Annotated in this window: 22 protein-coding genes; 11 read left to right on the forward strand and 11 right to left on the reverse strand. The window is 72.5% G+C overall.

Annotated elements, in window-relative coordinates; genetic code table 11:
- The first annotated feature begins 45 nt into the window (after positions 1-45).
- Positions 46-627, forward strand: coding sequence for an FxsA family membrane protein (gene fxsA / locus G5C60_RS11455; protein WP_165257722.1), 582 nt, complete (start codon positions 46-48; stop codon positions 625-627).
- Positions 628-929: 302 nt separating this feature from the next.
- Here the strand turns inward: fxsA and G5C60_RS11460 are convergent, their stop codons facing one another.
- From G5C60_RS11460 to yczE, 4 genes are all read right to left on the reverse strand, one after another.
- On the reverse strand, positions 930-1,304 hold the full coding sequence (locus tag G5C60_RS11460; RefSeq protein WP_030677841.1) for an RNA polymerase-binding protein RbpA: 375 nt from the start codon (positions 1,302-1,304) through the stop codon (positions 930-932).
- Between the two features lie 265 nt (positions 1,305-1,569).
- Complete coding sequence (locus tag G5C60_RS11465) at positions 1,570-2,919, reverse strand: MFS transporter (protein WP_165257724.1); 1,350 nt, start codon at positions 2,917-2,919, stop codon at positions 1,570-1,572.
- Between the two features lie 80 nt (positions 2,920-2,999).
- Positions 3,000-3,767, reverse strand: a complete 768-nt coding sequence (locus tag G5C60_RS11470; protein WP_165257726.1) for a glycerophosphodiester phosphodiesterase family protein — start codon at positions 3,765-3,767, stop codon at positions 3,000-3,002.
- Positions 3,764-4,414 carry a membrane protein YczE gene (gene yczE, locus G5C60_RS11475; protein WP_165257729.1) on the reverse strand — a complete coding sequence of 217 codons (651 nt, stop codon included), beginning with the start codon at positions 4,412-4,414 and terminating at the stop codon, positions 3,764-3,766. Before yczE ends, G5C60_RS11470 begins: the two co-directional genes overlap by 4 nt.
- 102 nt (positions 4,415-4,516) lie before the next feature.
- Here yczE and G5C60_RS11480 point away from each other — a divergent pair, with 102 nt between their 5' ends.
- Positions 4,517-6,016: an SCO1417 family PLP biosynthesis transcription factor gene (locus G5C60_RS11480; protein ID WP_165257732.1), complete on the forward strand. Its 1,500-nt coding sequence runs from the start codon at positions 4,517-4,519 to the stop codon at positions 6,014-6,016.
- Positions 6,017-6,091: 75 nt separating this feature from the next.
- Here G5C60_RS11480 and G5C60_RS11485 read toward each other — a convergent pair whose 3' ends face one another.
- Together G5C60_RS11485 and G5C60_RS11490 are read right to left on the reverse strand one after the other, a co-directional pair.
- Entirely contained in the window at positions 6,092-7,726 is a 1,635-nt protein-coding gene (locus tag G5C60_RS11485; protein WP_165257735.1) for a P-loop NTPase family protein, read from the reverse strand.
- A gap of 37 nt (positions 7,727-7,763) precedes the next feature.
- Complete coding sequence (locus G5C60_RS11490; protein WP_165257737.1) at positions 7,764-7,958, reverse strand: hypothetical protein; 195 nt, start codon at positions 7,956-7,958, stop codon at positions 7,764-7,766.
- Between the two features lie 301 nt (positions 7,959-8,259).
- Between G5C60_RS11490 and G5C60_RS11495 the strand changes: the two genes are divergently transcribed.
- The 5 genes from G5C60_RS11495 (at position 8,260) to G5C60_RS11515 (ending at position 13,798) form a co-directional block, all read left to right on the forward strand.
- Positions 8,260-8,652 carry an ankyrin repeat domain-containing protein gene (locus tag G5C60_RS11495; protein ID WP_165257739.1) on the forward strand — a complete coding sequence of 131 codons (393 nt, stop codon included), beginning with the start codon at positions 8,260-8,262 and terminating at the stop codon, positions 8,650-8,652.
- 301 nt (positions 8,653-8,953) lie between these two features.
- Positions 8,954-10,372, forward strand: coding sequence for a HEAT repeat domain-containing protein (locus tag G5C60_RS11500; RefSeq protein ID WP_165257741.1), 1,419 nt, complete (start codon positions 8,954-8,956; stop codon positions 10,370-10,372).
- 230 nt (positions 10,373-10,602) lie between these two features.
- Positions 10,603-11,727, forward strand: a complete 1,125-nt coding sequence (locus tag G5C60_RS11505; protein WP_165257743.1) for a glycosyltransferase family 4 protein — start codon at positions 10,603-10,605, stop codon at positions 11,725-11,727.
- Positions 11,724-12,944: a glycosyltransferase gene (locus G5C60_RS11510; protein ID WP_165257745.1), complete on the forward strand. Its 1,221-nt coding sequence runs from the start codon at positions 11,724-11,726 to the stop codon at positions 12,942-12,944. The genes G5C60_RS11505 and G5C60_RS11510 overlap by 4 nt, the downstream gene beginning before the upstream one ends.
- Positions 12,941-13,798, forward strand: a complete 858-nt coding sequence (locus G5C60_RS11515; RefSeq protein WP_165257748.1) for an SGNH/GDSL hydrolase family protein — start codon at positions 12,941-12,943, stop codon at positions 13,796-13,798. Before G5C60_RS11510 ends, G5C60_RS11515 begins: the two co-directional genes overlap by 4 nt.
- A gap of 160 nt (positions 13,799-13,958) precedes the next feature.
- Here G5C60_RS11515 and G5C60_RS11520 read toward each other — a convergent pair whose 3' ends face one another.
- From G5C60_RS11520 to G5C60_RS11540, 5 genes are read right to left on the reverse strand one after another with little or no spacing between them, the layout of a single operon-like run.
- Positions 13,959-14,828 carry a 5-oxoprolinase subunit C family protein gene (locus G5C60_RS11520; protein WP_165257750.1) on the reverse strand — a complete coding sequence of 290 codons (870 nt, stop codon included), beginning with the start codon at positions 14,826-14,828 and terminating at the stop codon, positions 13,959-13,961.
- Positions 14,825-15,442 carry a 5-oxoprolinase subunit B family protein gene (locus G5C60_RS11525; protein WP_165257752.1) on the reverse strand — a complete coding sequence of 206 codons (618 nt, stop codon included), beginning with the start codon at positions 15,440-15,442 and terminating at the stop codon, positions 14,825-14,827. Before G5C60_RS11525 ends, G5C60_RS11520 begins: the two co-directional genes overlap by 4 nt.
- Positions 15,439-16,197, reverse strand: coding sequence for a LamB/YcsF family protein (locus G5C60_RS11530; RefSeq protein ID WP_165257754.1), 759 nt, complete (start codon positions 16,195-16,197; stop codon positions 15,439-15,441). Before G5C60_RS11530 ends, G5C60_RS11525 begins: the two co-directional genes overlap by 4 nt.
- Before the next feature lie 20 nt (positions 16,198-16,217).
- Entirely contained in the window at positions 16,218-17,048 is an 831-nt protein-coding gene (locus tag G5C60_RS11535; RefSeq protein ID WP_165257756.1) for a putative hydro-lyase, read from the reverse strand.
- A complete protein-coding gene (locus G5C60_RS11540) occupies positions 17,045-18,364 on the reverse strand; it encodes an MFS transporter (RefSeq protein ID WP_165257758.1) in 1,320 nt (439 codons plus the stop codon). Before G5C60_RS11540 ends, G5C60_RS11535 begins: the two co-directional genes overlap by 4 nt.
- Positions 18,365-18,567: 203 nt before the next feature.
- Here G5C60_RS11540 and G5C60_RS11545 point away from each other — a divergent pair, with 203 nt between their 5' ends.
- From G5C60_RS11545 to G5C60_RS11560, 4 genes are all read left to right on the forward strand, one after another.
- Positions 18,568-19,260, forward strand: a complete 693-nt coding sequence (locus tag G5C60_RS11545; RefSeq protein ID WP_165257760.1) for an FCD domain-containing protein — start codon at positions 18,568-18,570, stop codon at positions 19,258-19,260.
- Positions 19,261-19,463: 203 nt separating this feature from the next.
- Entirely contained in the window at positions 19,464-20,981 is a 1,518-nt protein-coding gene (locus G5C60_RS11550) for a hypothetical protein (RefSeq protein WP_165257763.1), read from the forward strand.
- A 112-nt stretch (positions 20,982-21,093) separates the two neighbouring features.
- Positions 21,094-21,972, forward strand: a complete 879-nt coding sequence (locus tag G5C60_RS11555; RefSeq protein WP_165257767.1) for a hypothetical protein — start codon at positions 21,094-21,096, stop codon at positions 21,970-21,972.
- Positions 21,973-22,076: 104 nt separating this feature from the next.
- On the forward strand, positions 22,077-25,588 hold a 3,512-nt coding region (locus G5C60_RS11560; protein ID WP_241266690.1), incomplete at its 3' end, for a hypothetical protein.

Consider the following 25,588-nt stretch of genomic DNA (forward strand, 5'->3'; position numbering starts at 1 on the left):
CACCCCCTTATCCCGTACTGAGCCGGGGCCAGGCACACTGGAGGCATGACGACTGGTGCTCCGACTCCGGCCTACCCCGCGCGACCGCGGCGCTCCCGGCTGCGTACGTTCCTGCCGCTCGGCATCGCCGCATGGCTGGTCCTGGAGATCTGGCTGCTGACCGTGGTGGCGGGCGCGGCGGGTGGCTTCACCCTGTTTCTGCTGCTCGTCGCCGGGCTCGTGCTCGGTTCCGTGGTCATCAAGCGGGCCGGACGCCGGGCCTTCCGCGCCCTGAGCGAGGCGCTGCAACAGCAGCAGAGCGGGGTGCTGCCGCAGGGCGAGCGGGGCAGCGAGGGCAACGGTCTGATGATGCTGGGCGGCCTGCTCCTGATGCTGCCGGGCCTGATCTCCGACGCGCTCGGCCTGGTCCTGCTGATCCCACCGGTCCAGAAGGGCCTGAGCCGCTACGCCGAGCGCACCTTCGAACGCAAGATGCGCGAGGCCACCCCTGGCACCCTCGGCGACGCCTTCCAGCAGGCCCGCATGCACCGTCCCGACGGCAAGGTCGTACCGGGCGAGGTCATCCGCGATGACGAGCGCCGAGACCCGGAGGGCGAGCCGGGCCCGCGCCCGCCGCTGACGGGCTGAGGCCCGGGGTCTTCGCCCCCGCGCCCGACCCTCATCATCCTTCTGGGGCTCCGCCCCAGGCCCCGCCAGGGGCTCCGGCCTGGACCCCGGTCCTCAAATGCCGGAGGGGGCTGATTTTCAGCCCGTCCGGCGTTTGAGGACGAGCCCGCCAGGGCGATGGGGGGTCTGGGGCGCAGCCCCAGGGACAGCGACCCACCTCAAAGCTGCGCCTGAACGCAAACGGAACCGCGGTGTGCCGTACACCTAAGTACGGCACACCGCGGTCCCGGTGCGCTCTCTATGCCGCCCAACCCCCGGAGGGGCTACGCGGACTTGCGGCTGTCCCGCGGATGTACCGCGATGTTCATGGCGCCGGATCGGAGAACGGCCAAGCGCTCCGCGAGAACCTCTTCGAGCTCCTCGCGCGTGCGCCGCTCCATCAGCATGTCCCAATGCGTGCGCGCGGGCTTGGCCTTCTTCTCCTCGGGGCCGTCGCCATCCACGAGGAGTGCCTGGGCCCCGCAGACCTTGCACTCCCACTCCGGCGGGATCTCCGCCTCCACCGAGAAGGGCATCTCGAAACGATGGCCCTTCTCGCATGCGTACTCCACGGCCTGGCGCGGGGCCAGGTCGATGCCGCGGTCCGTCTCGTAGCTGGTCACCACGAGGCGCGTGCCGCGAAGAGCTCGCTCACTCATGAATCGTGCCTCCCGGGCTTGTCGCCCACAGGACAGGTGTCGCTGTCGTCGTCATCCGGTCAACGTCCGGTCGGCGGTAAAGATTCCCGTTCCGGGTCATGCGTCGCCGTCGTAGCCGCCCCTTGTTGTACCCACCAGCGCCCGGTTTGTCACATCTGAGAGCAGATGTCACCCAGCGTTTCAGTATCTTTGACGCGCAGTAACGGTACGCCTGGCAGGCCAAACGCGTACACTACCGGCCTTTGGCCTCAGGTGCTAAATCGGCCTAGATCCGGTCCGGAACGGGATTGCCCGCGTCGTGCACCGCCTGCCGTACCGGAACCCGCGCGAGCAGCACGAATCCGATGACGAAGAAGGCCACGAGCGAGACGATCGCGTCCCGATAACTTCCGGTCAGCTGGTATGTCAGACCGAACAGAAGCGGGCCCAGCCAGCTCATGCCGCGGTCGCTCATCTCGTACGCCGAGAAGTACTCGGCCTCCTTGCCCGGCGGCACCAGATGTGAGAACAGGGACCGGGACAGCGCCTGGCTCCCGCCGAGCACGAGTCCGATCCCGGCGGCGAGGACGAAGAACCACACGGACGAGCCCGCGGGCAGGAAGTAGCCCGCCCCGATCGTCACCGTCCACGCGACCAGTGAGCCGAGAATGGTGCGCTTCGCGCCGTATGCGCGCGCGAGCCGCCCCATGCCGAGCGCCCCGGCCACGGCCAGCAGCTGGACGAGCAGCACCGCGACGATGAGTGTCGACTGGCCGAGGCCCAGCTCTTCGGAGCCGTACACGGAGGCCTGCGAGATGACCGTCTGGATGCCGTCGTTGTAGACGAGATAGGCCAGCAGGAAGGCGAGCGTCAGAGGCTGGCGGCGCATGTCCCGGACGGTGGCGGCCAGCTGACGCCAGCCGTGTGCGGACGTCCCCGAAGGGGACGTCGTACGGCGGTCGCGCAGCCGCTTGAGCGGTACGAGCGTGAAGGCCCCCCACCAGATGCCCGCCGAGGCCAGACAGATGCGGACCGCCGTCGCCTCCGAGACGCCGAAGCTGTCATGCGCCGTGAAAAGCACCAGGTTCGCCACCAGAACCAGCGCGCCCGCCGCGTAACCGAAGGCCCAGCCCCTGGACGAGACGGCGTCGCGTTCCTCGGGTGGGGCGATCTGCGGCAGATAGGAGTTGTAGAGCACCATCGAGACGGCAACTGAGGCGTTGGCCACAATCAGCAGGAAACCGCCGAGCAGATAGCGCTCGCCGTCCAGGAAGAACATGCCCGTGGTGGCCGCGGCCCCCACGTAGGCGGCGACCGCGAGCAGCGGCTTCTTGCGGCCGGTGCGGTCGGCCGCCGCTCCCGCCAGGGGCATCACGAAGATCGACAGGATCACGGACGCGGACACGGAGTACGCGAAGAAGGAGCCCGCGCGGACCGGGATCCCCAGAGGGTGCACGAAGCCGTCCGCGTCCGCCGCCGACTCGGCGACCGACGTCAGGTAGGGCCCGAGGAACACGGTGAGGACACTCGTCGAATAGACGGAGCAGGCCCAGTCGTAGAAGTACCAGCCGTGTTGTTCGCGGCGCCGCTCGGCCGCCGCGTCGGCCGCCCCCGTCCGCACGGTGTCGGTGCCCACCCGTGCCCTCGCTTCCCCGTCCCGGTGCCCGCAGGCAGTCCCCGTACGCGGACGCCGCGCGGTCGGTGCGCCGGGGCCGGTCAGACCCAGGTGCCGCGGTCCTTGAGAACCCCGCGCAGCGTCTCGATGTGATCGGTCATGATGCCATCGACTCCCAGGTCCAGGAGACGGTGCATCCGCCCGGGCTCGTTGACGGTCCACACGTGGACGTGCAGCCCGCGCGCGTGGGCGGCGCGCACGAAGCGGTGGTCGACCACCGGGACGCCCGACTGCGCCTCGGGCACCTGGGCGCAGACCGCCGAGCGGCGCAGCGCGGCGGGGACGCCCCACGACCGCAGGCGCAGCCCCAGAACGCCTCGGGTGCCGTACGAGGTCGCCAGGCGCGGCCCGGCCAGGCGCTGGGCGCGGGACACGCGCGCCTCGGAGAAGGAGCCGGCGCAGACGCGGTCCCAGGAGTTGGTGCGGCCGATCAGGTCGAGCAGCGGGTGCAGCGCGGGCTCCGCCTTGATGTCGACGTTCCAGCGGACGTCGGGGAACGTCTCCAGAAGCTCCTCGAAGAGGGGCACCGGTTCGGCGCCGGCCACGCGCGCGTGCCGCACGTCGTTCCACGGGAGGTCCGCTATCCGGCCCGCCCCGTCGGTCACCCGGTCGAGCGTCGCGTCGTGGAAGGCGACGAGCCGGCCGTCGGCAGTGGCGTGTACATCGGTCTCGATGTACCGGTAGCCCGCCTCGACCGCCCGCCGGAACTGGGCCACGGTGTTCTCCAGACCGTCCGCCGCCCCGCCCCGGTGGGCGAAGGCGATCGGGCCGGGATGGTCGAGATAGGGATGACGTATCCGCGTGGTCACCCGCGCAGTATCGCCCGCTTCGGTTGACCGGCGGCAACGACGGTGCTGCCGGTTTCCGTGGGGACGGCGAACAGACGCAGGAACAGCTGGGCCAGCGGGCCGATGGACAGCGCGTAGAGGATCGTGCCGATGCCGATGGTGCCACCGAGCACGAACCCGGTCGTCACGACCGTGATCTCGATGGCCGTGCGCATCAGGCGGATCGAGAGTCCCGTGCGCTCGTGCAGCCCTGTCATCAGGCCGTCGCGGGGGCCGGGCCCGAAGCGCGCGGCGATGTACATGCCCGTCGCCACGCCGTTCAGGACGATCCCCGCGACCATCAGTGCGACGCGGACCGCCAGGGTGCGGGCGTCCGGTACGAGGGCCAGCGTCGCGTCCAGCGCGACACCGATCACCAGGACGTTGGAGATCGTTCCGAGGCCGGGCCGCTGACGCAGCGGAATCCACAGCAACAGCACCGAGGCACCCAGGATGGTCAGCACCAGACCGATCGACAGTCCCGTCCGCTCGGCGATCCCCTCATGCAGCACGTTCCAAGGCTCGAGGCCGAGGCCCGACCTGACGAGGAGTGCCGAGCTCGCGCCGTACAGCGTGAGACCGCCGTAGAGCTGCAGCAGCCGCCGTGTGAGATGCCCCTGCGTGGACAAGAGGTGCCCCCTGAGATGGTGGTAGTGGCCTGATGCATGACACCCTGTGGCTTGGTAGGTCATGCCAACCATGGCCAATCCGGGGAAGGTGGACTGAGAATCATGGCCCAGTGGACTTCGGCGGTGGGTGCCGCGCAGCTGGCCCGGCTGCTCAACTCCCAGCAGGAGCGCCCCGCAGGCCCCGGCACGCGCCGCCCGCCCGCCTACCGCGCCCTCGCTGACGGCATCCGGCTGCTCGTGCTCGAAGGGCGCGTCCCCGTCGCCGCGCGGCTGCCCGCCGAGCGCGAGTTGGCCCTCTCCCTGTCCGTCAGCCGCACCACCGTGGCCGCCGCCTATGAGGCGCTGCGCAGCGAGGGCTTCCTGGAGTCCCGCCGGGGAGCGGGCAGCTGGACCGCCGTACCGGCCGGCAACCCGCTGCCCGCGCGCGGCCTCGAACCGCTGCCGCCCGAGGCGCTCGGCTCCATGATCGACCTGGGCTGCGCGGCCCTGCCCGCGCCCGAGCCCTGGCTCACCCGTGCCGTCCAGGGCGCGCTGGAAGAACTGCCGCCGTACGCCCACACGCACGGCGACTATCCCGCCGGGCTGCCCGCGCTGCGCGCGATGCTCGCCGAGCGGTACACCGCACGCGGAATTCCGACGATGCCCGAGCAGATCATGGTGACCACCGGCGCCATGGGGGCCATCGACGCCATCTGCCATCTCTTCGCCGGGCGCGGCGAGCGCATCGCCGTCGAGTCGCCCTCGTACGCCAACATCCTCCAGTTGATGCGGGAGGCGGGAGCCCGGCTCGTACCCGTGGCCATGGCCGAAGGGCTCGCGGGCTGGGACATGGACCGCTGGCGGCAGGTGCTGCGCGATGCCGCGCCCCGGCTCGCGTACGTCGTCGCGGACTTCCACAACCCGACCGGCGCGCTCGCCGACGAGGACCGGCGGCGGCGGCTCGTCGACGCGGCGCGGTCCGCGGGCACCGTGCTGATCGTGGACGAGACCATGAGCGAGCTGCATCTGGACGAAGGGCTCGAACTGCCGCGTCCCGTCTGCGGTTTCGACCCGGCCGGGTCGACGGTCATCACGGTCGGCTCGGCCAGCAAGGCGTTCTGGGCGGGCATGCGGATCGGCTGGGTGCGGGCGGCGCCCGACGTGATCCGCAGCCTGGTCGCGGCACGGGCGTACGCCGACCTGGGCACCCCCGTCCTGGAGCAGCTGGCCGTGAACTGGCTGCTGAGCACCGGGGGCTGGGAGCAGGCCGTGGACATTCGCCGGGACCAGGCCCGCGAGAACCGCGACGCGCTCGTGGCCGCCGTACGCCGTGAGCTGCCCAGCTGGGAGTTCGACGTACCGCACGGCGGGCTCACGCTGTGGGTGCGTACCGGAGGGCTGTCCGGTTCGCGCATCGCCGAGGCCGGCGAGCGCGTGGGCGTACGGGTGCCGTCCGGGCCCCGCTTCGGCGTGGACGGGGCCTTCGAGGGCTATGTGCGGCTGCCGTTCACCGTCGGCGGCGCGGTGGCCGAGGAGGCCGCGGTGCGTCTGGCCGCTGCGGCCCGGCTGGTGGAGACGGGAGCGAACGGAGCGACGGAGTCGCCGCGCACCTTCGTGGCGTGACCCCGCGCGTTGAGACCTCCACCGGACCGTTCAGCCCTCTACCGCGACCGTTCAGACCTCCTCCACGGCGATCGTTCAGCCTTCAGCCGTCACGGTGGCGCCCTCAGCGGTGACCGCGCCGCCTTGCGCGGTGACGCCGACGGGATCCGCCGTTGCTCCGACGGATTTCGCCGTGATGCCGAGGGTTTTCTCGTCCGCCGGAGCCGCGCGCTCCGGAAGGAGGCTCAGGACGGCCTGACGGTGGGTCTCGCTCGTCGCCTCGTCGTACGGGTCCGGGGTTGCCGGGACCTGGAGGCGGAGCACCGGGCCCGCGCCCAGCCGTGCATAGCCGCGGCCGGCGGGCACGCCGGCGGTCGGCGTGGTGTGCGGCCGCGTCCCGAGCACCGCTTCGAGCTGCGTGACCGAGGCCGGGCCGAGCACGACACGCGCGCGCGTGTGCTGCCGTACCGCGTCGGTGAGGGACTCCATGCCGTCGAACTGCTCGGCCACCGCCACCGTCACATTGGCCGCGCGGCCGTGCCGCAGCGGCACCTGGAGGAGGGACTGCGGATCCCGTCGGCCGTCGGCCGCCGCCAGCTGCCCGAGCACGGAGGGCCGGTCCAGGATGAGCCAGAGCGGACGCTGCGTGTCGTCGGGCGGGGGCTGGCCCGCCTGGCGGGCCCTGTTCACGGCGATGAGGCGTCGCTCCGTCTCGTGCGCCGCCCACTCCAGGCCGGCCAGGGCGCCCGTCAGCTCGCACTCGACGGCCATGACGCCGGGACGGCCCGTGAGGCAGGCGTACTCACCCGTGCCGCCGCCCTCGACGATCAGCACGTCGCCGTGCTGGAGGGCCTGCAGAGCCATCGACCGGAGCAGGGTGGTCGTGCCGCTGCCGGGAGCGCCGACCGCGAGGAGATGCGGCTCGGTGGAGCGCACGCCGGTGCGCCAGACGACCGGAGGAACGTCGCGTCGTTCCTCACCGAAGGTGAGGGGAAGCGTGCGCAGCACGCCCGTCGGGTCTGTGAAGCCGAGGACCGTCTCGCCCGGAGCCGTGACGAAGCGCTGGACGGCGACGTCGGTGGGAAGCGGCGGCAGAACCGTGAGGGTGAGCTGGTTGCCCTCCTCGTCCCATTCGAAGCGGTACTCGCGGCCACGGCCCGACTTCGCGTGCAGCAACTGCTCGATACGCGCGCGGGATTCCGGATCACCGTCCGTGAAGTACGCCGGGTAGCGGATCGTCAGCTGTGAGACGCGGCCGGTGTCGTCGAACGCGTACGAGCTGAAGGCCTTCGTCCAGTCCCCGCCGTGCGTGAACAGCGGGGCAGGGTCCTCGGGGACCGAGAAGTACGGGACCAGCGCCTTGTAGAGCGACTCCAGCCGCTTGCTCTGCGCCTCTTCGGGAAGCGTCGGCCGCGACAGCGCGTGGTCCCGGCCGTGCCACGCGGCAGCCGCCATCAGGGCGATGACGGTGAGCAGCGGCCCGTACGGCAGCAGGACGACGACCAGGACGACCGAGCCCAGCATGAACAGCAGCGGCCCGCGCCGGTCCTTGGGGGTGTCGGCCCACTTCCGCCGCCCGACGGCCGCCAGTCCTCGCAGTCCACGGGTGATCGTGATCAGCGGCTGGAGGACGTCGGTGGCGCTGTCGGCGGCCGTCCGTGTCAGCTCCCGGCCGCGGGCGATCCGGTCGCTGCCGTTGCTCAGAATGCGGGGGAGAGGGCGCCGGGCCACTGCTGTCTCCTGAGGGTGCGCGTGGAGGGGACGGGCGTCAGAACTTGATCCCGCCGAGCATGTTGGCCAGGCTCTCGCCGCCGGCCTTGATGCTCGGGGCGATGGCCGTGCTCGCGAGGTAGAACCCGAAGAGCGCGCAGACCAGCATGTGCGAGGCCTTGAGACCGTCCTTCCGGAAGAAGAGGAAGACGATGACGCCGAGCAGGACCACGCCTGAGATGGACAGGATCATGAGGGTTCTCCTGGTAGGGGACAGTCACCACGAGTACTTCCAGGCTCACAGCATGTATCCATAGGACAAAAGGCGCAACTGCGTGAATTCCACAGCATTTCGTCCGGGTGGCTCCGTCGTCCTGGGACACCTTGACAGCCACGCGGGGCTTGTCGGCTTCGTGGTGGTCTTTGCCTCGGACGGGCCCGGTCATGTGCCTGCTCCGGCCAGTACTCTGGCGATTCACTCGTACGGCCGTACCGCTCGTGGCCGTACGCACCCGCAGTCCCCGAGTTCTTCGCAGTGAGAGGTGGTCCGGCCGATGAGTGAAGCCCCCGACCCAGAGGTCGTGGAGCTGGCGACCAAGATCTTCGATCTTGCGCGCCGGGGCGAGACCGAGGCGCTCGTCGCGTATGTCGACGCGGGCGTTCCGGCCAACCTCACCAACGACCGCGGCGACTCGCTCGTGATGCTCGCCGCCTACCACGGCCATGCGGAGGCGGTGCGCGCTCTCCTGGAGCGCGGCGCCGAGGCCGACCGTGTCAACGACCGGGGCCAGACTCCACTCGCCGGAGCGGTCTTCAAGGGCGAGGACGCGGTGGTCCGGGTCCTCCTGGACGCCGGCGCCGACCCCTCCGCGGGCACGCCGTCCGCCGTGGACACGGCCCGGATGTTCGGCAAGGCCGAGTTGCTCGGCCTCTTCGGAGCGAACTGAACCACCCGCCCTGACCAGGCGTGACAACGATTTTGGGGGAGGCGGTACCGAGCCGCCGGAAATGCGGTCGCGGCAGCGAGAACCGCTGGGTCATCATGACGTCGTGATTCACGGACGCGATGGCTGGGCAGGTGTTGCCGCACCGCGCGGGCCGTGATGCGGCCCGCATGGGCCACCGACGAGAGGCAGAGGAAGATGGTCTACAGCAAGCAGGAAACGGCGGGCGCCCCGACGTGTTGTCACGCGGCCAGGTAAAGCACGATCCCCGGTTGCGCCGACGCTTGATGTGAGGCTGTTTCCCATGTTCGATCCGGTCATAGCGCCCAGCGGTACGCTGCTCGGCCTGCTCCAGCGGGGCCGCGGCGACGGCACGTTGCACGCGCTCACCGCACCGCGGGCCGAAGCGCTCGCGGCGCTCAACGCGTGCGTGCTGCACGACCCCCGCCACGACTGGCAGGTGGAGAACCGCTCCCTGTACTACGCCCGTCTCTACCTCGATCTGAACGGTGAACTCGACGAGATCGAGGGGCATCTCTTCGACGCCGAAGACGTCCTCGACACGGACGAGTCACGCACGGGCCTCGCACTCGCCGTCCTCGGGCATCTCGCCTCGTACGGCAGGCGCGACGCGCTCGAACTGCTGCGGCGGTACGCCGCCTCCGGCACCAACTGGGCCTGGGCCCTGGACGAGCTGGCGCTGCGCGACGACGACGCGGGCCTGCGCGCTCTCGCGGTGCCGGTCCTCTCCCGGTTCCCCGCCGATCCCGAGGGCGAGGCCGAACTCGCCACCGCCGTGCGCGACGCCTTCGAACCCCGGCCCTGGCGGCTGTGGGCCGAGGACCCCCGCGCATCCATCGGCACACGCGTGCGTGCCGCTCAGGAAGCCGGCTCCTTCGACCGCTGGCAGCGGCAGATGCGACCGTCCGGGCCCCGTCCGGGCTGGAGCGTGCGGGCCGTCTTCGAATGGGCCCAGCAGGGCATCGAACGCGGAGCCGCACTCCACGTGCCGGCCGCCCGCTGCCTCACGGCCGTCGCCGGTCCCGACGACCGCCCCGAGATCATCGAGGCGGCGCGGCACGGCGACGACGGTGCGCGCTGCACGGCCCTGCGCTATCTCGCCGACAGCCACGATCCCGACGTACTGGACCTGATCGAGGCCGCCCAGGCCGCCGGCTCGCGACTCGTCGTGGACGCCGCCGTGGACGCCTTCGAGCGGTTGCGCAGCGTCGCCGCCGTGGAGCGGGCGCGACGGTGGGCGCACCGGCCCGACGCGCTCGGAGAGGCCGCGGGACGGGTGCTCGCCTGTCGCGGCGGCGCACAGGACAGCGAGCTCGTGCTCAGCGCCCTGCGCGAGGCCGTACGCGGGGACGGGCCCGACGCGCCGACCCTGTGGACCCTCGTCGACGGGACCGGACGGCTCGGTATCGCCTGCGCCGCTCCCGTTCTGCGCCACGTCTACCGCGAGACGGCCTCATCACATCTGCGCCAGCGCACGGCCCGTGCGCTGGCCGCCACCGATCCCTCCTTTCCCGCCGGGTTCGCCGTCGAGTGCCTCTGGGACTGCGAGGAGACGACCAGAGAGGTCGCCGCCCGTCACGCCGAGACCGGTGACGCCCGTGTGGTCGACCAGCTTCGGCGGCTCGCCGCCGATCCGGCCGAGGAGGCCGAAGTACAGACGGCGGTCCGCAGCAGAATCGGCCCGGACACGACTGCCGCGTGAGGCTGGAGTGTCCACGGTGTGAGCTCACACACGCCCGCGGCACGGGGCGGGATGCGACCGCCGTGTGAGCGTGTCTGTTGCCCGCCCGTAGTGCGTTGGTACGAGCCTGGATGCCGGGGCGTGACCGGGTCGTGATCCGGGGGCGCACGCAGCGCAACGCTCATGGGACGTTCCCTCTCCGGAAAGATCCACGTTGACGCGGCCACGTCCAGCACGACGACAACACGGGTATGCGTGTCGTCATCGTGACCGAGTCCTTTCCCCCCGACGTGAACGGCGTGGCCCACTGCGCGCTCCAGACCGCCCGACACCTCGTCGACCGCGGTCACGCTCCCCTCGTCGTAGCCCCGGCCACTGCCGCCGGCAACGGGCCCGACGCTCTCGCGCCGTGCCCCGTCGTCCGAATCCCCTCCCTACCGCTCCCCGGCTACCCCCAGGTCCGCGTCGCCCTCCCCAGCCGACGCGTCGCCGCCGCGATCACCGAACACCGCGCCGACATCGTCCACCTGGCCAGCCCCTTCATCCTCGGCGTCCGCGGCATGGCGGCCGCCACCCGGCTCGGCATCCCCGCCGTCGCCGTCTACCAGACCGACCTCGCGGGATACGCCCGTACCTATGTGCACGCGGGTGAGGCCACCGCCTGGCGGCGTATCCGCTCCGTCCACTCCGCCGCCGACCGCACGCTCGCCCCGTCCAGCGCCGCTCTGCAGGACCTGGAGGCGCACGGTGTGCCCCGGGTGCGGCTGTGGCCGCGCGGCGTGGACACCATCCGATTCCGCCCGGAACACCGGGACGACACGATCCGCCGTGAACTCGCGCCGAACGGCGAGCTGATCGTCGGCTACGTCGGCCGGCTCGCCCCCGAGAAGCAGGTCGAACTCCTCGCCGCGGTCTGCGGCCTGGACGGCGTACGCGTCGTGGTCGTGGGCGACGGCCCGAGCCAGGCCAGTCTGAGCGGGGCACTTCCCGGAGCCGTGTTCCTGGGCCGTCGCACCGGGGACGAACTCGCCCGGATCTTCGCCTCGTTGGACGTCTTCGCGCACACCGGACCGTTCGAGACCTTCTGCCAGACCGTGCAGGAGGCGATGGCAAGCGGTGTCCCCGTGGTCGCCCCCGCCGCGGGCGGACCGCTCGACCTGGTGGCCCACGGGCGCACCGGACTGCTCGTCCCGCCGCGCGACGAGGGCGCCGTACGCGACGCGGTGGCGGTGCTCGCCGCCGATCCCGCGCTGCGGGCCGCGTACGGCGCCGAGGCACGCCGTACCGTCGAGGGCCGCACCTGGGCGGCCGTCGGCGACCAGCTCATCGGGCACTATGCCGACGTGCTCACCGGACGGGCGGTGGTTGCGGCATGAGCGAGTCGCTGCGGATCGTCCGGCTGGCCAACTTCGTCGCCCCCGCCTCGGGCGGTCTGCGGACCGCGCTGCGGGAGCTGGGCGCCGGTTACCGGGAGGCCGGGCACGAGCCCGTACTGATCGTGCCCGGCGAGCGCGCCACCGACCGCGAGACCGAGCAGGGCCGGGTGATCACGCTGCCCGGCCCTCTGCTGCCCGGAACCGGCGGCTATCGCGTGCTCACCGACAAGCGGCGTGTGTCCACCCTGCTGGCGGAGCTCGCGCCCGACCGGCTCGAGGTCTGTGACCGTACGACGCTGCGCTGGACCGGCGTCTGGGCGCGGCGCGCCCGAGTACCCGCCGTGATGGTCTCCCACGAGACCGCCGACGGCGTACTGCGCACCTGGGGCCTGCCCGAAGGCATGGCCCGGCGGGCCTCCGACGCCCTCAACATCCGTACCGCGCACCACTACGCACGCGTGGTGTGCACCACGGAGTTCGCGGAGCGCGAGTTCGTCCGCATCGGGGCGCGCAATGTCGTACGCGCCCCGCTGGGCGTCGACCTGGAGGGCCGGCACCCCGCGCTGCGTGACCCGGGGCTACGGGCCCGGCACGCGCGCGTGGACGAGACGCTGCTGGTGATGTGTTCCCGGCTGTCCGTCGAGAAGCGGCCCGGCACCGCGCTGGACGCCCTGGAGGCGCTGCTGCGCCGTGGACAGCGCGCGGTGCTCGTCGTCGCCGGTGACGGGCCGCTGCGGGCCAGGCTCGAACAGCGGGCGCGCGAGCGGCAGTTGCCTGTCGCCTTCCTCGGGCATGTCGCCGACCGTGCGCTCCTCGGCGGTCTCCAGGCCTCCGCCGACGTGTGCCTGGCCCCCGGGCCCGCCGAGACCTTCGGGCTCGCCGCCCTCGAGGCGATGGCCTGCGGCACGCCCGTCGTCGCCAGCGCCTCCTCCGCTCTCCCGGAGGTCGTCGGCTCCGCCGGAGCCACCGCCGCGGACAACGGAGAGTCCTTCGCGGACGCGGTGCGGCTGCTGCTGGACCGTCCCGAGAGCGAGCGCCGGGAGGCCGCACGCGCGCGTGCGGCCTGTTTCGGGTGGCCGGCCGCCGTCGAGGCGTTCCTCACGGCGCACGACGCGCCCGTACGCGCCGTCCGGCCGTCGTCACAGACGGGCACACCCGCGGAGCCGTCACAAACGGGCACCCCCTCGGAGCGAAGGGCTCGGGAGGGCGTCGTATGAGACCCGTCCGGTTCGTGGCGCTGGGGGACTCCCTCACGGAAGGAGTGGGCGATCCCGTCGGTGAAGGGTGGCGCGGCTGGGCGGCGCTGCTCGCCGACGGGCTCGCCCCCGCCGACGCGCCCGTGGAGTTCGTCAACTTCGCGGTCAGCGGCGCCCAGACGCGAGACGTCCTGGAGCGTCAGACCCCGGCCGCGCTGGCCGTACGACCCGATGTCGCCTCGGTCGTCATCGGGGTCAACGACACCCTGAGGTGCACCTTCGACATCCACGCCGTGGCCGCGCGGCTCGACGAGGTGTACGCGGCGTTCACCGGACAGGGGGCGGTGCTCCTCACCGCCTGCCTGCCCGACCCCGGGGCGATGCTGGGGCTCCCCGGGGCGCTGGCCCGGCCGCTCGCACGGCGCCAGCGAGCTGTGAACGCCGTCGTGCACGCGCTCTCCGAGCGGTACGGCGCCGTCCATCTGCACGCCTCGCAGGGGGCGTGGCTCACGGACCGCGCGATGTGGAGCGCGGACCGGCTGCACCCCGGCGAGCGGGGGCACCGGCAGCTCGCCGTCCGCTTCCACGCGCTGCTCGCGGACGCGGGCATCGCGACGGGGTACACGCCTTCTCCCGAGCCCGAGTTCCCCGCGCCCACACGCTCGGCGAGTCTGTGGTGGCTGGCCACCGCGGGCACCGGGTGGGTGGCCCGCCGCTGCACCGACCTCCTGCCCCAGCTCCTCACCCTGGCCGCCGACGAGGTCCGCCACCGTGCCCGCGGCACCAGCGCCCGCCTCGACGTGAGCACGTCCCATGCGGTGGCCTCGGCACTGGCGGCCTTGTCCGTGCCGACGGAGCAGGCGGGCGCGGCGTAGGCGCTCCGCTGGAGATGCAGTTCGACTTCGACAGGCAGTTTGACGGCTGCGGGCCGTCCGTGGCTGGTCGCGCAGTTCCCCGCGCCCCTGACGGGGCGCGGTCCTGCACCGGACTTCGGCAAGACCGCTCAGCGGTCGTGAGTCCCTCCCGATGGCCTGGTCAACGGCGGCGTACGGCCACGAACCGTACCGGGGTCCCCGGTGCCGCCTGGGCCGTGGCGGGGAGGTCCTCGGCTCGGACGACGGCGATCACCGGGTAACCCCCGGTGGTCGGGTGGTCGGCGAGGAAGATGACGGGTCGTCCGTCCGGCGGGACCTGGATCGCGCCGAGGACCATGCCCTCGCTGGGGAGTTCGCCGGGGCGCGCCCGCTCCAGGGCGGGCCCCTCCGTGCGCAGGCCGATGCGGTTGCTCGCGGAGGACACCCGGTACGTGTGCGTCGTGAGGGTGCGTACGGCCGCCGCCGTGAACCAGTCGGCGCGGGGGCCGAGCGTCACTCTGAGCACGAGTTCGGCGGGTGGGCCCGACTGTGCGGCGAGGTCCACGCGCGCGTGGGGGGCGGTCGGGCGTCCCAGAGGGAGCACCATCCCGTCGGTCAGGGGCGGTGGGCCGAGGCCCGACAGCAGGTCCGTCGACCGGCTGCCGAGCACGGGCTCGACGGCCACCCCGCCCGACACGCCGACGTAGCTGCGTACTCCGGAGACCGCCGTCCCCACCGACAGCAGTGCCCCGCCGGGGACGTGCACCGGTGCTCCCCAGGCGACCGGGCGCCCGTCCACGAAGACGGGGCACGGGGCCCCGCCGACCGCGACGGTGACCGCCGAACGCGGCCGTACGGCACAGCCGTTGAGCGTCGTCTCCAGGACGGCCGCCTCGGGCGGGTTGCCGACGAGACGGTTCACCAGGGCGGCGGCGGGCCCGTCCAGCGCGCCGGAGCGCGGTACGCCCAGGTGGGCATGGCCGGGGCGCCCCTGGTCCTGCACGGTGGTCAGCGCCCCGGCCCGTACGACGGCGAGAGCACGGTCCGTCATGAGGGGCCGACAGGGACGAAGCGGACCCGGGTGCCGGGGGACAGCAACGCGGCGGGCACGCGCGCGTGGTCCCACAGAACGGCGTCCGTCGTGCCGATCAACTGCCAGCCGCCCGGCGACGGACGCGGGTACACGCCCGTGTACGGGCCCGCGAGCCCCACGGCACCCGCCGGGACGGTCGTACGAGGCGTCGCGTGGCGCGGCACGCCGTAGCGGGCCGGGAGCCCGGTCAGGTAGCCGAAGCCCGGGGCGAACCCGCAGAAGGCGACGCGGAATTCGGCCGCCGCGTGGATCCGCGCCACTTCGTGTGCGGGCACGTCCCAGTGGGCGGCGACGTCTGCGAGGTCGGGGCCGTCGTAGCGGACGGGGATCTCGACGACCTCCTCCGCGCGCGGGGGAGCGGGCGGCACCTGCGAGGCGGTCAGCCGGGCCGCCAGGCGGGCGGGGTCGTCGAGGCCGTCCAGGAGGACCGTACGGGCCGCGGGGACGATCTCCCGTACCGAGAGGGAGCCCTCCGCGCGGCGACGCAGCAGATCCGCGTGCAGGGCCTGCGCCTCCTCGTCCGTCGAGACCTCGACGAGCAGAGCCCGGTCGCCGACCGGCAGTGCCCTCATGCGAAGGCCTCCACGCGGACGCCCGACTCCTCGAGCCCCTTACGGACCCGGCGGGCCAGATCGACCGCGCCGGGTGTGTCGCCGTGCAGGCACAAGGAGCGTGCGCGTACCGCGATGTCCCGCCCGGAGTGAGCCGTGACCACGCCGAAACGGGCCAGGTTCGTCGAGCGTTCCACGACGGCATCGGGGTCGGTGATCACCGCTCCTTCCTGACCACGCGGCACGAGCGTGCCCTCCTGTGTGTAGGCCCGGTCCGCGAACGCCTCGGTGACGACCGGGAGTCCGGCCTTCTCGGCCACGTCGAGGAAGCGCGATCCGGGCAGCCCGAGAACGGGCAGCGTGGCGTCCGCGAGGAGCACTCCGTCGACCACCGCGCCGGCCTGCTCCTCGTCGTGCACCACCCGGTTGTAGAGCGCGCCGTGCGGCTTCACGTACGCCACACGCGCGCCCGCCGCGCGCGTGAAGACCTCCAAGGCGCCGATCTGGTACGCCACTTCGGCCGCCAGCTCGTCGGGCGGCACATCCATCGCGCGCCGCCCGAAGCCCGCCAGGTCGCGGTAGGAGACCTGGGCGCCGATCCGTACGCCGCGCTCGGCAGCCAGCTCGCACACCCGCCGCATGGTGGCCGCGTCCCCGGCGTGGAAGCCGCAGGCCACGTTGGCGCTGGTGACGACGGACAGCAGCCCTTCGTCGTCGGTCAGGCGCCAGCGGCCGAAGCCCTCGCCTAGGTCGGCGTTCAGATCGATCGAGGTCATGGAGATGTCAGTTCCTCCTGTCAGGCCACGCGGTACTGCTCGTCGCGGGCGTCGGTGATGAACATCTGGCCCGGTGCGTGGGTGATCGCGAACGGCGGGCGCGAGGCCATCACCGCGGCCTGGGGTGTCACACCGCAGGCCCAGAACACCGGGATGTCGCCTGGCTCGGCGTCCACGGGATCGCCGAAGTCGGGGCGCTGGAGATCCTCGATGCCGAGCCCGCCCGGGTCACCGCAGTACACCGGACTGCCGTGCACCGCGGGCAGCAGGCTCGTCTCCCGGATCGCCGTGGGCAGGCACTCGGGCGGCACCGGGCGCATCGACACCACCATGGGGCCGTGCAGCCGCCCCGCCGGACGGCACTGACGGCTCGTCACGTACATGGACACGTTGCGTCCCTGCTCGAGGTGGCGCAGCGGCACGCCCGCCTCGGTCAGCGCCCACTCGAAGGTGAAGCTGCACCCGATGAGGAACGACACGAGGTCGTCGCGCCAGTGGGCCACCACGTCCGTGGGTTCGTCGGTCAGCTCGCCGTGCTCCCACACCCGGTAGCGCGGCAGATCGGTGCGCAGATCCGCGTCGGGGGCCAGGACGGTCGTCCAGGAGCCGGCGTCGGTGACGTCGAGCACCGGGCAGGGCTTCGGGTTGCGCTGGCAGAACAGCAGCATGTCGTACGCCCAGTCGGCGGGCACCGAGATCAGGTTGGCCTGGGTGTGGCCGGCCGCGCAGCCCGCGGTGGGGCCCGACACGCCCGAACGGAAGCGTGAGCGCGCCTCCTTGGGGCTCCACGCGTGCGCGTGGCCGTCGAGATGGGCCGGGGCGCGGTTCTGCGTACTTGACGGTCGGTTCACAGCAGTTCCTTCCCGCGTGTCTCGGGCAGCCCGAGCAGGGCCAGTGCCGCGAGACCGTAGCCGATCGCGCCGAAGACCAGCGCACCGCCGACGCCCCAGCTGTCGGCCAGGAAGCCGACCAGCGTCGGGAAGACGGCACCCACGGCGCGGCCGGTGTTGTACGTGAAGCCCTGCCCCGTGCCGCGCACCGCCGTCGGGTACAGCTCGCTGAGGAACGAACCGAAGCCGCTGAAGATCGCCGACATGCAGAAGCCGAGGGGGAAACCGAGCACGAGGACAAGGGTGTTGGCGCCGCTCGGGATGTTCGCGTAGGCCAGGATGCAGACGGCCGAGAGGACCGCGAAGAGCAGGATGTTGCGTTTGCGGCCCAGCCTGTCGGTGAGATAACCGCCCGTCAGATAGCCGATGAAGGCCCCGGAGATCAGGAACGTCAGGTAACCGCCGGTGCCGACGACGGACAGTCCGCGGTCCGTCTTCAGGTACGTGGGAACCCAGGTGGCCAGCGTGTAGTAGCCGCCCTGGACGCCTGTGGAGAGCAGGACTGCGAACACCGTCGTCCGCAGCAGTCCGGGTGCCTCGGCCGTGCCCGGTTTGAAGATCGCCGCGAACGAGCCCTTCTCGGGGCTCTCCTTGCGGCGCCGGGCCGCCTCCGGGGCGTCCTTCACCTGACGGCGCACCCAGACGACGAGCAGGGCCGGCAGCGCCCCGGTCCAGAACATGACGCGCCAGGCGATGTCCTCGTCCACGTACTGGAAGACCAGCGTGTAGACGATCACGGCGAGCCCCCAGCCGACGGCCCAGGAGCTCTGGATCGCGCCGAGCGTGCGCCCCCGGTGCTTCGGGCTCGCGTACTCGGCGACCAGGATCGCGCCGACCGCCCACTCACCGCCGAAACCGAGCCCCTGAAGGGCCCGGAACACCAGCAGCGTCTCGTAGTTGGGCGCGAAGCCGCAGGCCACGGTGAAGACCGCGTACGTGATCACCGTGATCATCAGGGCCTTGACGCGCCCGATCCGGTCCGCGATCACGCCCGCCGCGGCGCCGCCGATCGCGGAGACGACCAGCGTGACGGTCGTGAACAGCCCGGTCTGGCCGCTGTTGAGGCCGAAGTACGCCGCCAGCGCCACCATGCTCAGCGGCAGCGTGAAGTAGTCGTACGAGTCCAGGGCATAGCCGCCGAACGCGCCGCCGAAGGCACGGCGGCCACGCGGACCCAGGGCCCGCAGCCAGGCGAACGCGCCCTCGTCGTCGGTGGGTCCACCCGATCCGGGGCGCGTGTCGGTGGTCATGGCCTGCGGTGGAGGGGTCGTGCTCATGGGCACCTCGCGGTTGAGGGAGGGGAGGGTGCTTGCTGACTGAGCCGTGCCGTGCGGGAGCGCTTGAAGAACCGAGCTGTGGCGTGCGGAAGCCATCGGCGCCGGGGTGAGCGGCAGGCGCCTGTCCAGCAAGGTAGAGGATTGTTGAACGATCCTTCAATACCCGTGTTGTTTCGTTCTTGTATCTGCGATTGAATTCGGGCGTGGCCGAACTGAACGGACTTGCGGACGATCGCGCGCTGTTGGGACGCACCAGCACCGCGGAGCGGGTCTCGGACATCCTCAGGAGCCGGATCGCCGAGGGCTACTTCCCGCCCGGTACGCGGCTGTCCGAGGACAGCATCGGCGGCGCCCTCGGCGTCTCGCGCAACACGCTGCGCGAGGCGTTCCGGCTGCTCACGCACGAACGGCTGCTGGTGCACGAGCTCAACCGGGGCGTGTTCGTACGGATCCTGACCGTCGAGGACGTCGAGGACATCTACCGCACCCGCAGCCTCGTCGAGTGCGCCGTCGTGCGGGGCCTGGGCAAGCCCCCGTACGCCGTTGAGGACCTTGCCCAGGCCGTGGCGGACGGCCGGCGGGCGGCGCGCGAACAGGACTGGAAAGCCCTGGGTACGGCCAACATCCACTTCCACCGGGAGCTGGTGGCACTCGCCGGAAGCGCCCGCACCGACGAGCTGATGCGCAGCGTCTTCGCCGAACTGCGGCTCGCCTTCCACCTGGTGGACGACCCTCGGCGGCTCCACGAGCCGTATCTCGCCCGCAACGGCCAGATACTGGAGGCCCTGCAGGAAGGCGACCGGGACGGAGCCGAGAAGCTGCTTGCGGTGTACCTGGACGACTCGCGTCACAGGGTTGTGGACGTTTACGGGCAGCGTGTGGCCGACGGGGCGTAGGGCGCCGGCGGAACGCACGCGCCCGGACGCGACAGGCGCACCCGCTCCGGGGCAGGGGAGCCGCGCCCCGTAAGGGGCGCGGGGAACTGCGCGACCAGCCACGGACGACCCGCAGGTCACAAACAATCCGCAGTTCAACGGCTCCTCCCAGCGGAGCGCCGCCGTTTGGGTCGTTGTCAGACCCAGGACCTAGTCTGTGCACCGTGACTTCGCCTGCAACGACGGACAGCGTTCCGCCCCAGCTCAGCGCGGGGCCGCGGCCCGCCCCGGGCCCGGCCGCCGACGAGGGACTGGCGCGGCGGCTGCGCGCGCTCGCCTGCACCGCGCCGCTGCACGACCTCGACGTACGCAAGGCGAACCTCGCGGGTGAGTACTCGGTGTACGGGATGGCGGAGGTGGCCCTCGCCGCCATCGACCTCGTCACGCTGAACATGGACTTCGACACGGGCGCCGACCACGACCAGATAGTGGCCAGGCTCATACCGCGCATCGCCGCGCAGGCCCCGCGCCGTCCCGTCGCCGAACACGAGCGCGTGGCCCGCTGGGTCCTGGAGAACCTGATCAACGTCGGCAGCGTCGACCGCGGCTTCCGTGCCGTATACGGCACGTTCGCGCCCGACGGCTCCTATGTGCGCCGCGACTACGACTTCAAGCTGATCGAGGAGGTGCCCGGCTATGGAGGGAGCGTGTATCTCCGTACGACGGACGAGGCGGTCAACGTCCTCGTGGGCGCCCTCGACACGGACGTCACCAGCGCGCAGATCGCCGCCGAGGTCAAGCTGGAGGTGCTGATCAGCCGCGGTCGGCTCGCCGACGCGCAGCTCGCCGCCGAGCAGGCCCGCTACCGGACCGTGCAGTACTCCGAGACGCTTCGGAAGGCCCTGGACGCGACACGGCGCAACGTACGCGCGGTGGACTGGCTGCAGGCCGTGCCCGACATGATCGCCGAGGCGCTCGACCACGTGGCCGACCGCTATCGCCATGAGAACGCGATCCTCACCAACATCCGCAAGGCGCGCGACGAGTCCGAGGACCCCGAGCACAAGCGCCGCGCCGCCGAGCTCGTCGACATCGTCAAGGACTGCATCCGCCGCCATACGCAGTTGCAGTCCCGGCTCCTGGAGGCCGGTCCGCTGTTCCGGGCGGAGCAGGACCGGCAGGCCTTCGCGACGCCCATGACGACGTCGGGGATAGACCTGTACGGGCATCTCGTCGCGCCCGTGCTTCCGCTGCCCGTCGAGCAGGCGCTGCGCGTGACGGACGCGTTCTTCACGCGCGGGACGGGGCTGCGTACGCCTGTGTCCGTACGGGTCGGGGATCTTGTCGACATATTGCTGACGCCGCCCATGGAGCGTGAGCATCTCGGGGCGGAGATGCCCGAGCCCGACCTGATTGCCACGCCGGACGACAGCAGGTTCAGCGAGGAGCAGTTGGGCGCGGCCATGGAGCTGCTCGACCTGCCGACCGATGCGCCGCGGCGGCTGTCCGGGCTGCTCGCAGAGGCCCGTCGTCAGGATCCCGAACTGCCGTACCTCGTCGCGCTGTTGGCTGTTCACGCGGCCAGCCCGCCGGTGGGTACCGCCTACCGGCAGGGTGAGGAAAAGCTGTTGTTCGCCGTGGACGACGGGACGGAGTTGGACGATCCGGAGTTCGGTGGGGCGGATCTCATTGTGGGCATGGCGCTCTTGAATGCGGGGGCGCTCCGCTTGGAGAGCCTGTGAACTGTGGGTCGTCTCTTGGGCGCGGGTCGGCTGTGGCTGGTCGCGCAGTTCCCCGCGCCCCTGACGGGGCGCTTGTCCTTGCCCTCGTTTATCAGACCAAGGAGCCTCAATCGTGACCGAGCACGTCGAGTGGAGTGAGCCGGAGGCTGTCGCCGTCCCGGCGTCCGTCGCCGTCACGCCCGCCGACGCCGCCGACGCGGCGCGGCTCGTCGCCTTTGGGCTGCAGCCGAAACTGCAGCCCGCCCGGGACCAGGAGTACGCCGAGCTCTTGCGAAGGCATCGCGAGGACCCGGCGTTCGCGCGGCTCGCCGATGCTGTTGCCGCCGGGCTGGGGCTGGTCGTTCTGGAGGTGTCCCCGCGCGCGGGGATGGCGGTGACCGCCGCCGAGGACTCGGTGTTCGCCGTGCGCATGGGGGACTACGCGCGGCGGGCGTCCGCCGACTCGGGAGACCGTTTCCTGCACGGGCTCGCACATCTCGCCGTCGCCGCGATGGCGTTTCCGCGGCCGGAGGACCTCGCCGACGACGGGTACATCGGGCGGGTGTCGGTCAACGGTGTCGACGCGTTCGTACGGCAGGCCTGCCGCCGCCTGGAGGAGCGCGCCGATGAGCAGGGGGAGAACACCGACCCGGCCACCGACGCCCCCGGCCTCGAGGCCGCCTGGCGGATCTGGGCCAGACGCAGCGCGACCGGGGCGACCAAGGACGCGCGCCGGCTGGCCGGTTCGACCACGGGCATCGTGGGCAAGGCCGTCGCGTTCCTCACCGACTCAGGGTTCTTGCAGCGCACCGGGGACGACGGCGGAGGGACGTACCGCACGACCGCCCGCTATCAGCTCCAGGTGCGCGACATGGCGGGCAGTGCAGCCATGGCCGAGCTGCTCGAGCTGGGCATCGTTCCGGTCACCGACGGCACCGCGACCCTGCTGCCCGCCGAGGACACCGATGACCTGGAGCTGGCGGCCGACGCCGGGCTGCCGTTCCATTCCTGACCTCGACCATTCCTGACCTCGACCACTCCGATCCCGACCACTCCGATCCCGACCGACTCCAACAACTCCCTTCCGCATACGTCCGATTACGAGAGTCCGCCACCATGTACGAGCTGTCCCGGGTCCGCCTCTACTCCATCGGGCCGGCCGGTGCGCGTTACGCCGACACCGTGCTGGACCTGCGGGGTGTCGGCGAGCCGGTGCCCGACCCCGCGCCCACCCAGGCGGAGTTCTTCGAGGAGGAGCCTGTCGGGCCGCCGCGCCGTCCCGCGCCCGCTGGCGTGCTCTTCCTGGAGAACGGCGGCGGCAAGTCCGTACTCCTGAAGCTGATCTTCTCGGTGATGCTGCCCGGGCACCGGAACACGCTGGGCGGCGCCAGTTCCGGTGTGCTGCGGAAGTTCCTGCTCGCCGACGACTGCGGGCATGTGGCGCTGGAGTGGCAGCACACGCTGACCGGCGAGTGCGTCGTGGTCGGCAAGGTGAGCGAGTGGCGCGGACGCCAGGTCTCCAACGACCCGCGGAAGTTCGCGGAGGCGTGGTACTCCTTCCGGCCCGGGCCCGGGCTGAGCCTGGACAACCTGCCGGTCGCCGAGGCCACCACCGTACGGCCGCCCGTCGAGGGCGTGTCCGGTGCGCAGGGGCGGCGCCGCACGATGAAGGGCTTCCGGGACGCGATCACCGAGGCGGCGAAGGCGTACCCGCACCTGGAGGTGCACTGGGAGGAGATCCACGACCGCTGGAACGAGCACCTCGGCGACCTCGGCCTCGACCCCGAACTCTTCCGCTACCAGCGGGAGATGAACGCCGACGAAGGTGAGGCGGCCGGGCTCTTCGCGGTCAAGAAGGACTCCGACTTCACCGACCTGCTGCTGCGCGCGGTCACCGACACCCGGGACACCGACGGGCTCGCCGACCTGGTCGGCGGGTTCGGCAACAAGCTGGGGCGGCGGGCCGAACTGATCGCCGAGCGGGAGTTCACGGCGGGGTCCGTGGACCTGCTCGGCCGCATCGTGGAAGCGGCCGGGGCGCGGTCGCGCGCGCGGGACATCCACACGGCCGCCGAGCGGCGTACGCGCACCCTGGCCCGGCGGCTCTCCGCGCGCGCGGTCCAGGAGCGGGCCCGCGCGGCCGACCTCGCCCAGCGGGTCACCGCCGCCGCGCACACGGTCACCGAAGCCGAGAGCGCCCGCTCCACCAGCGCGCTGATCGCGGCCGAACTCGCCTACCGACACGCCTCGCTGGCGCTCGCCGGCGCCGAGAAGGCAGCGGCGGCGCAGAAACGCGAGCTCGCCGACGCGCGCACGCTGCACTCCGCCTGGCAGGCCGCCGAGGCGGTGCTGCGCCACCGCGCCGCCGCCGACCGCTCCGCGCGTGTGTCCGTCGCGATCCGCGAAGCCGAGCGCGATGCCGCGCCCGCGCTCGCCGCGCGTGCCAAGGCCGCCGTCGACCTCGTACGCGCGCTGCACACCGCCGCCGAGGGGGCCGAGACGGTCGCCAACGAGGAGGAGGAGCGGTCCGCCGCGCTCCAGGAGACCGGCGAGGCCGCCTACCGCGACTCCACGGTCGCCGCCACCGAGGCGCAGCGTGCCCGCAGCGAGCTCGGCCACCTGCGGCAACGCCTCAGCGAGGTCGAGCAGGAGACCGCCGAGGCGGTGCGCGCCGGATGGCTCGACGACCCCGCGCCCGACGCCGACCCCGCGCGCGCGGCCCTCGCGGCCAGCGACGCCGAGAAGACCGCCGTCGCCGGCTGGGACACCGCGCGTGAGTCTTCGCGACGTGCCTCGGACCATGCCCGTGAGGCGGCCGCCGCCGAGTCCCGCGCGGAGCTCACGGCGGCTCGCGCGGCGGACGCCGCGACGGCTGCCGAGCGCGCGTACGACACGGAGCGGCGCACCGCCGAAGCCCTGGCGGGGGAGGAACGGCTGGCGGAACTGCTGAGCCTGCCGGGCGCCTCCGGCGGAGGACGCGGTGGGGTGCCGGCACCCCGAGTGGGGACGGACCGTTCCGGCGGGCACGCGGGGGACGTGGGCGGTACGGGTGCCGCACAGGGCGGCGGGGCCGGCGCCGACGACGGCGAAGCCGGGGCCGCGGCGGGTGCGTCCGGCGGTGGTCGGAGGGCGGCCGATGCGCAGGGCGGGGTCGGTGCGCCGGGCCTGAGTGATGTCGGCGCGGGCCATGGCGAGGACAGCGGTGCGGCGGGTGTGCCCGGCCGGAGCCGGGGTGCGGTCGGCGATGGCCAAGGTGTGGGCGGCGATGGCCAGGGTGTGGGCGGCCGGCAGAGTGGTGACGGTGGGTCGGGTGTACCTGGCCGCGGCCGTGACGCGGCTGCCGTCGAGGGCAAGGGCGCCGCCGCGCGTGCGGGCCTCGGCGCCAACGCTCACGCCGCCGCGCGGCCCATGCCCGAATGCCCCCTCGCAGCCGAGGAGTTGGACCGGTACGCCGACGAGCTGCGGCCGTTGCTCGACGACGGTGTCGCCTCCGCCGAGCGGCAGCTCTTCGAGCTGCGGACCGCCGCCGCCGATGACGCCCGGATCCTTGGCGCGCTCGGTGACGGCGGGCTGTTGCCCCCGGGGCCGGACGTCGTGGCCACCGTGGAGTACCTGGGGGAGCGCGGCGTCCCGGCGCTCCCCGGCTGGCGCTATCTCGCGCAGGCCGTCGATCCCGTCGACCACGCGCGCGTGCTGGCCGCCCGACCCGAGCTGGTGGACGGCGTGATCATCACGGATCCGGACACGCACGCGCGTGCTCGCGAGGCCCTCGCCGAGGCCGCGCTGCTGCCCCGGTCCGCCGTGGCCGTCGGCACCGCTGCCGCGCTGCTCGCCCCGCCCCCGGCCCCCGGTTCGGGTCGCGGCGGCCGTACCGACGTATTCCTCGTACCGCCGAACCCGGCCATGCACGACGAGCACGCCGCCGACGAGGAGCGGCAGGCGCTGCGCACGCGCGCGTCGGAACGGGACGAGGAGATCCGGGAGTTGGCGGCCCGGCTGGCCAAGGACCGGGAGCTGGCCGCGCGGCTCGCGTCCTGGCGGACCGGGTGCCCGGCGGGGCGGCTCGCCGAACTCGCCGAAGCCGCGCATGAAGCCCGTGCGTTCGCCGAGGAGGCCGAGGCCGAGCTCGCCGAAGCGCGTACCGTGCGGGCCGAGGCCGACGAGGCCGCGGCCGACGCCGCCCGCGTACGGGACGAGCGCCAGGACGCCGCGCAGCGGGCCCGTCGCGCCGCCGACGCGCTCGCCGGACTCGCCTTCCGGCTGCGCGAGCGGGCCGGCTGGCAGGCCCAACTGCGTGAACTCGCCGACGAGGCGACCGAGTCGGAGGCCCGCGCCCAGTCCTGCCTGGAGCGCGCCCGCGCCGCCGACGAGGACCGGCGTGCCGCCCAGCGCGCGGCCGACGACGCCCGCCGCACGGCCCGCACACTGCGCGCGGAGCGCGCGGAGATCGCCGGTGTACCCGACGACGTACCGGAAGACGGGTCGCCGGAGGACAAGGGCGACAGCGTTCCCGAACGGGACAGCGCTCCCGAAGGGGACAGCGCTCCTGATGGAAACGGCGCTCCTGATGGAGACGGCGCTCCCAAGGGGGACCGAGCAGGAGACAAGGCCCTCGACCGCGCCCGCCC

The organism is Streptomyces scabichelini (assembly GCF_011045015.1).
Classification (GTDB): Bacteria; Actinomycetota; Actinomycetes; order Streptomycetales; family Streptomycetaceae; genus Streptomyces; species Streptomyces scabichelini.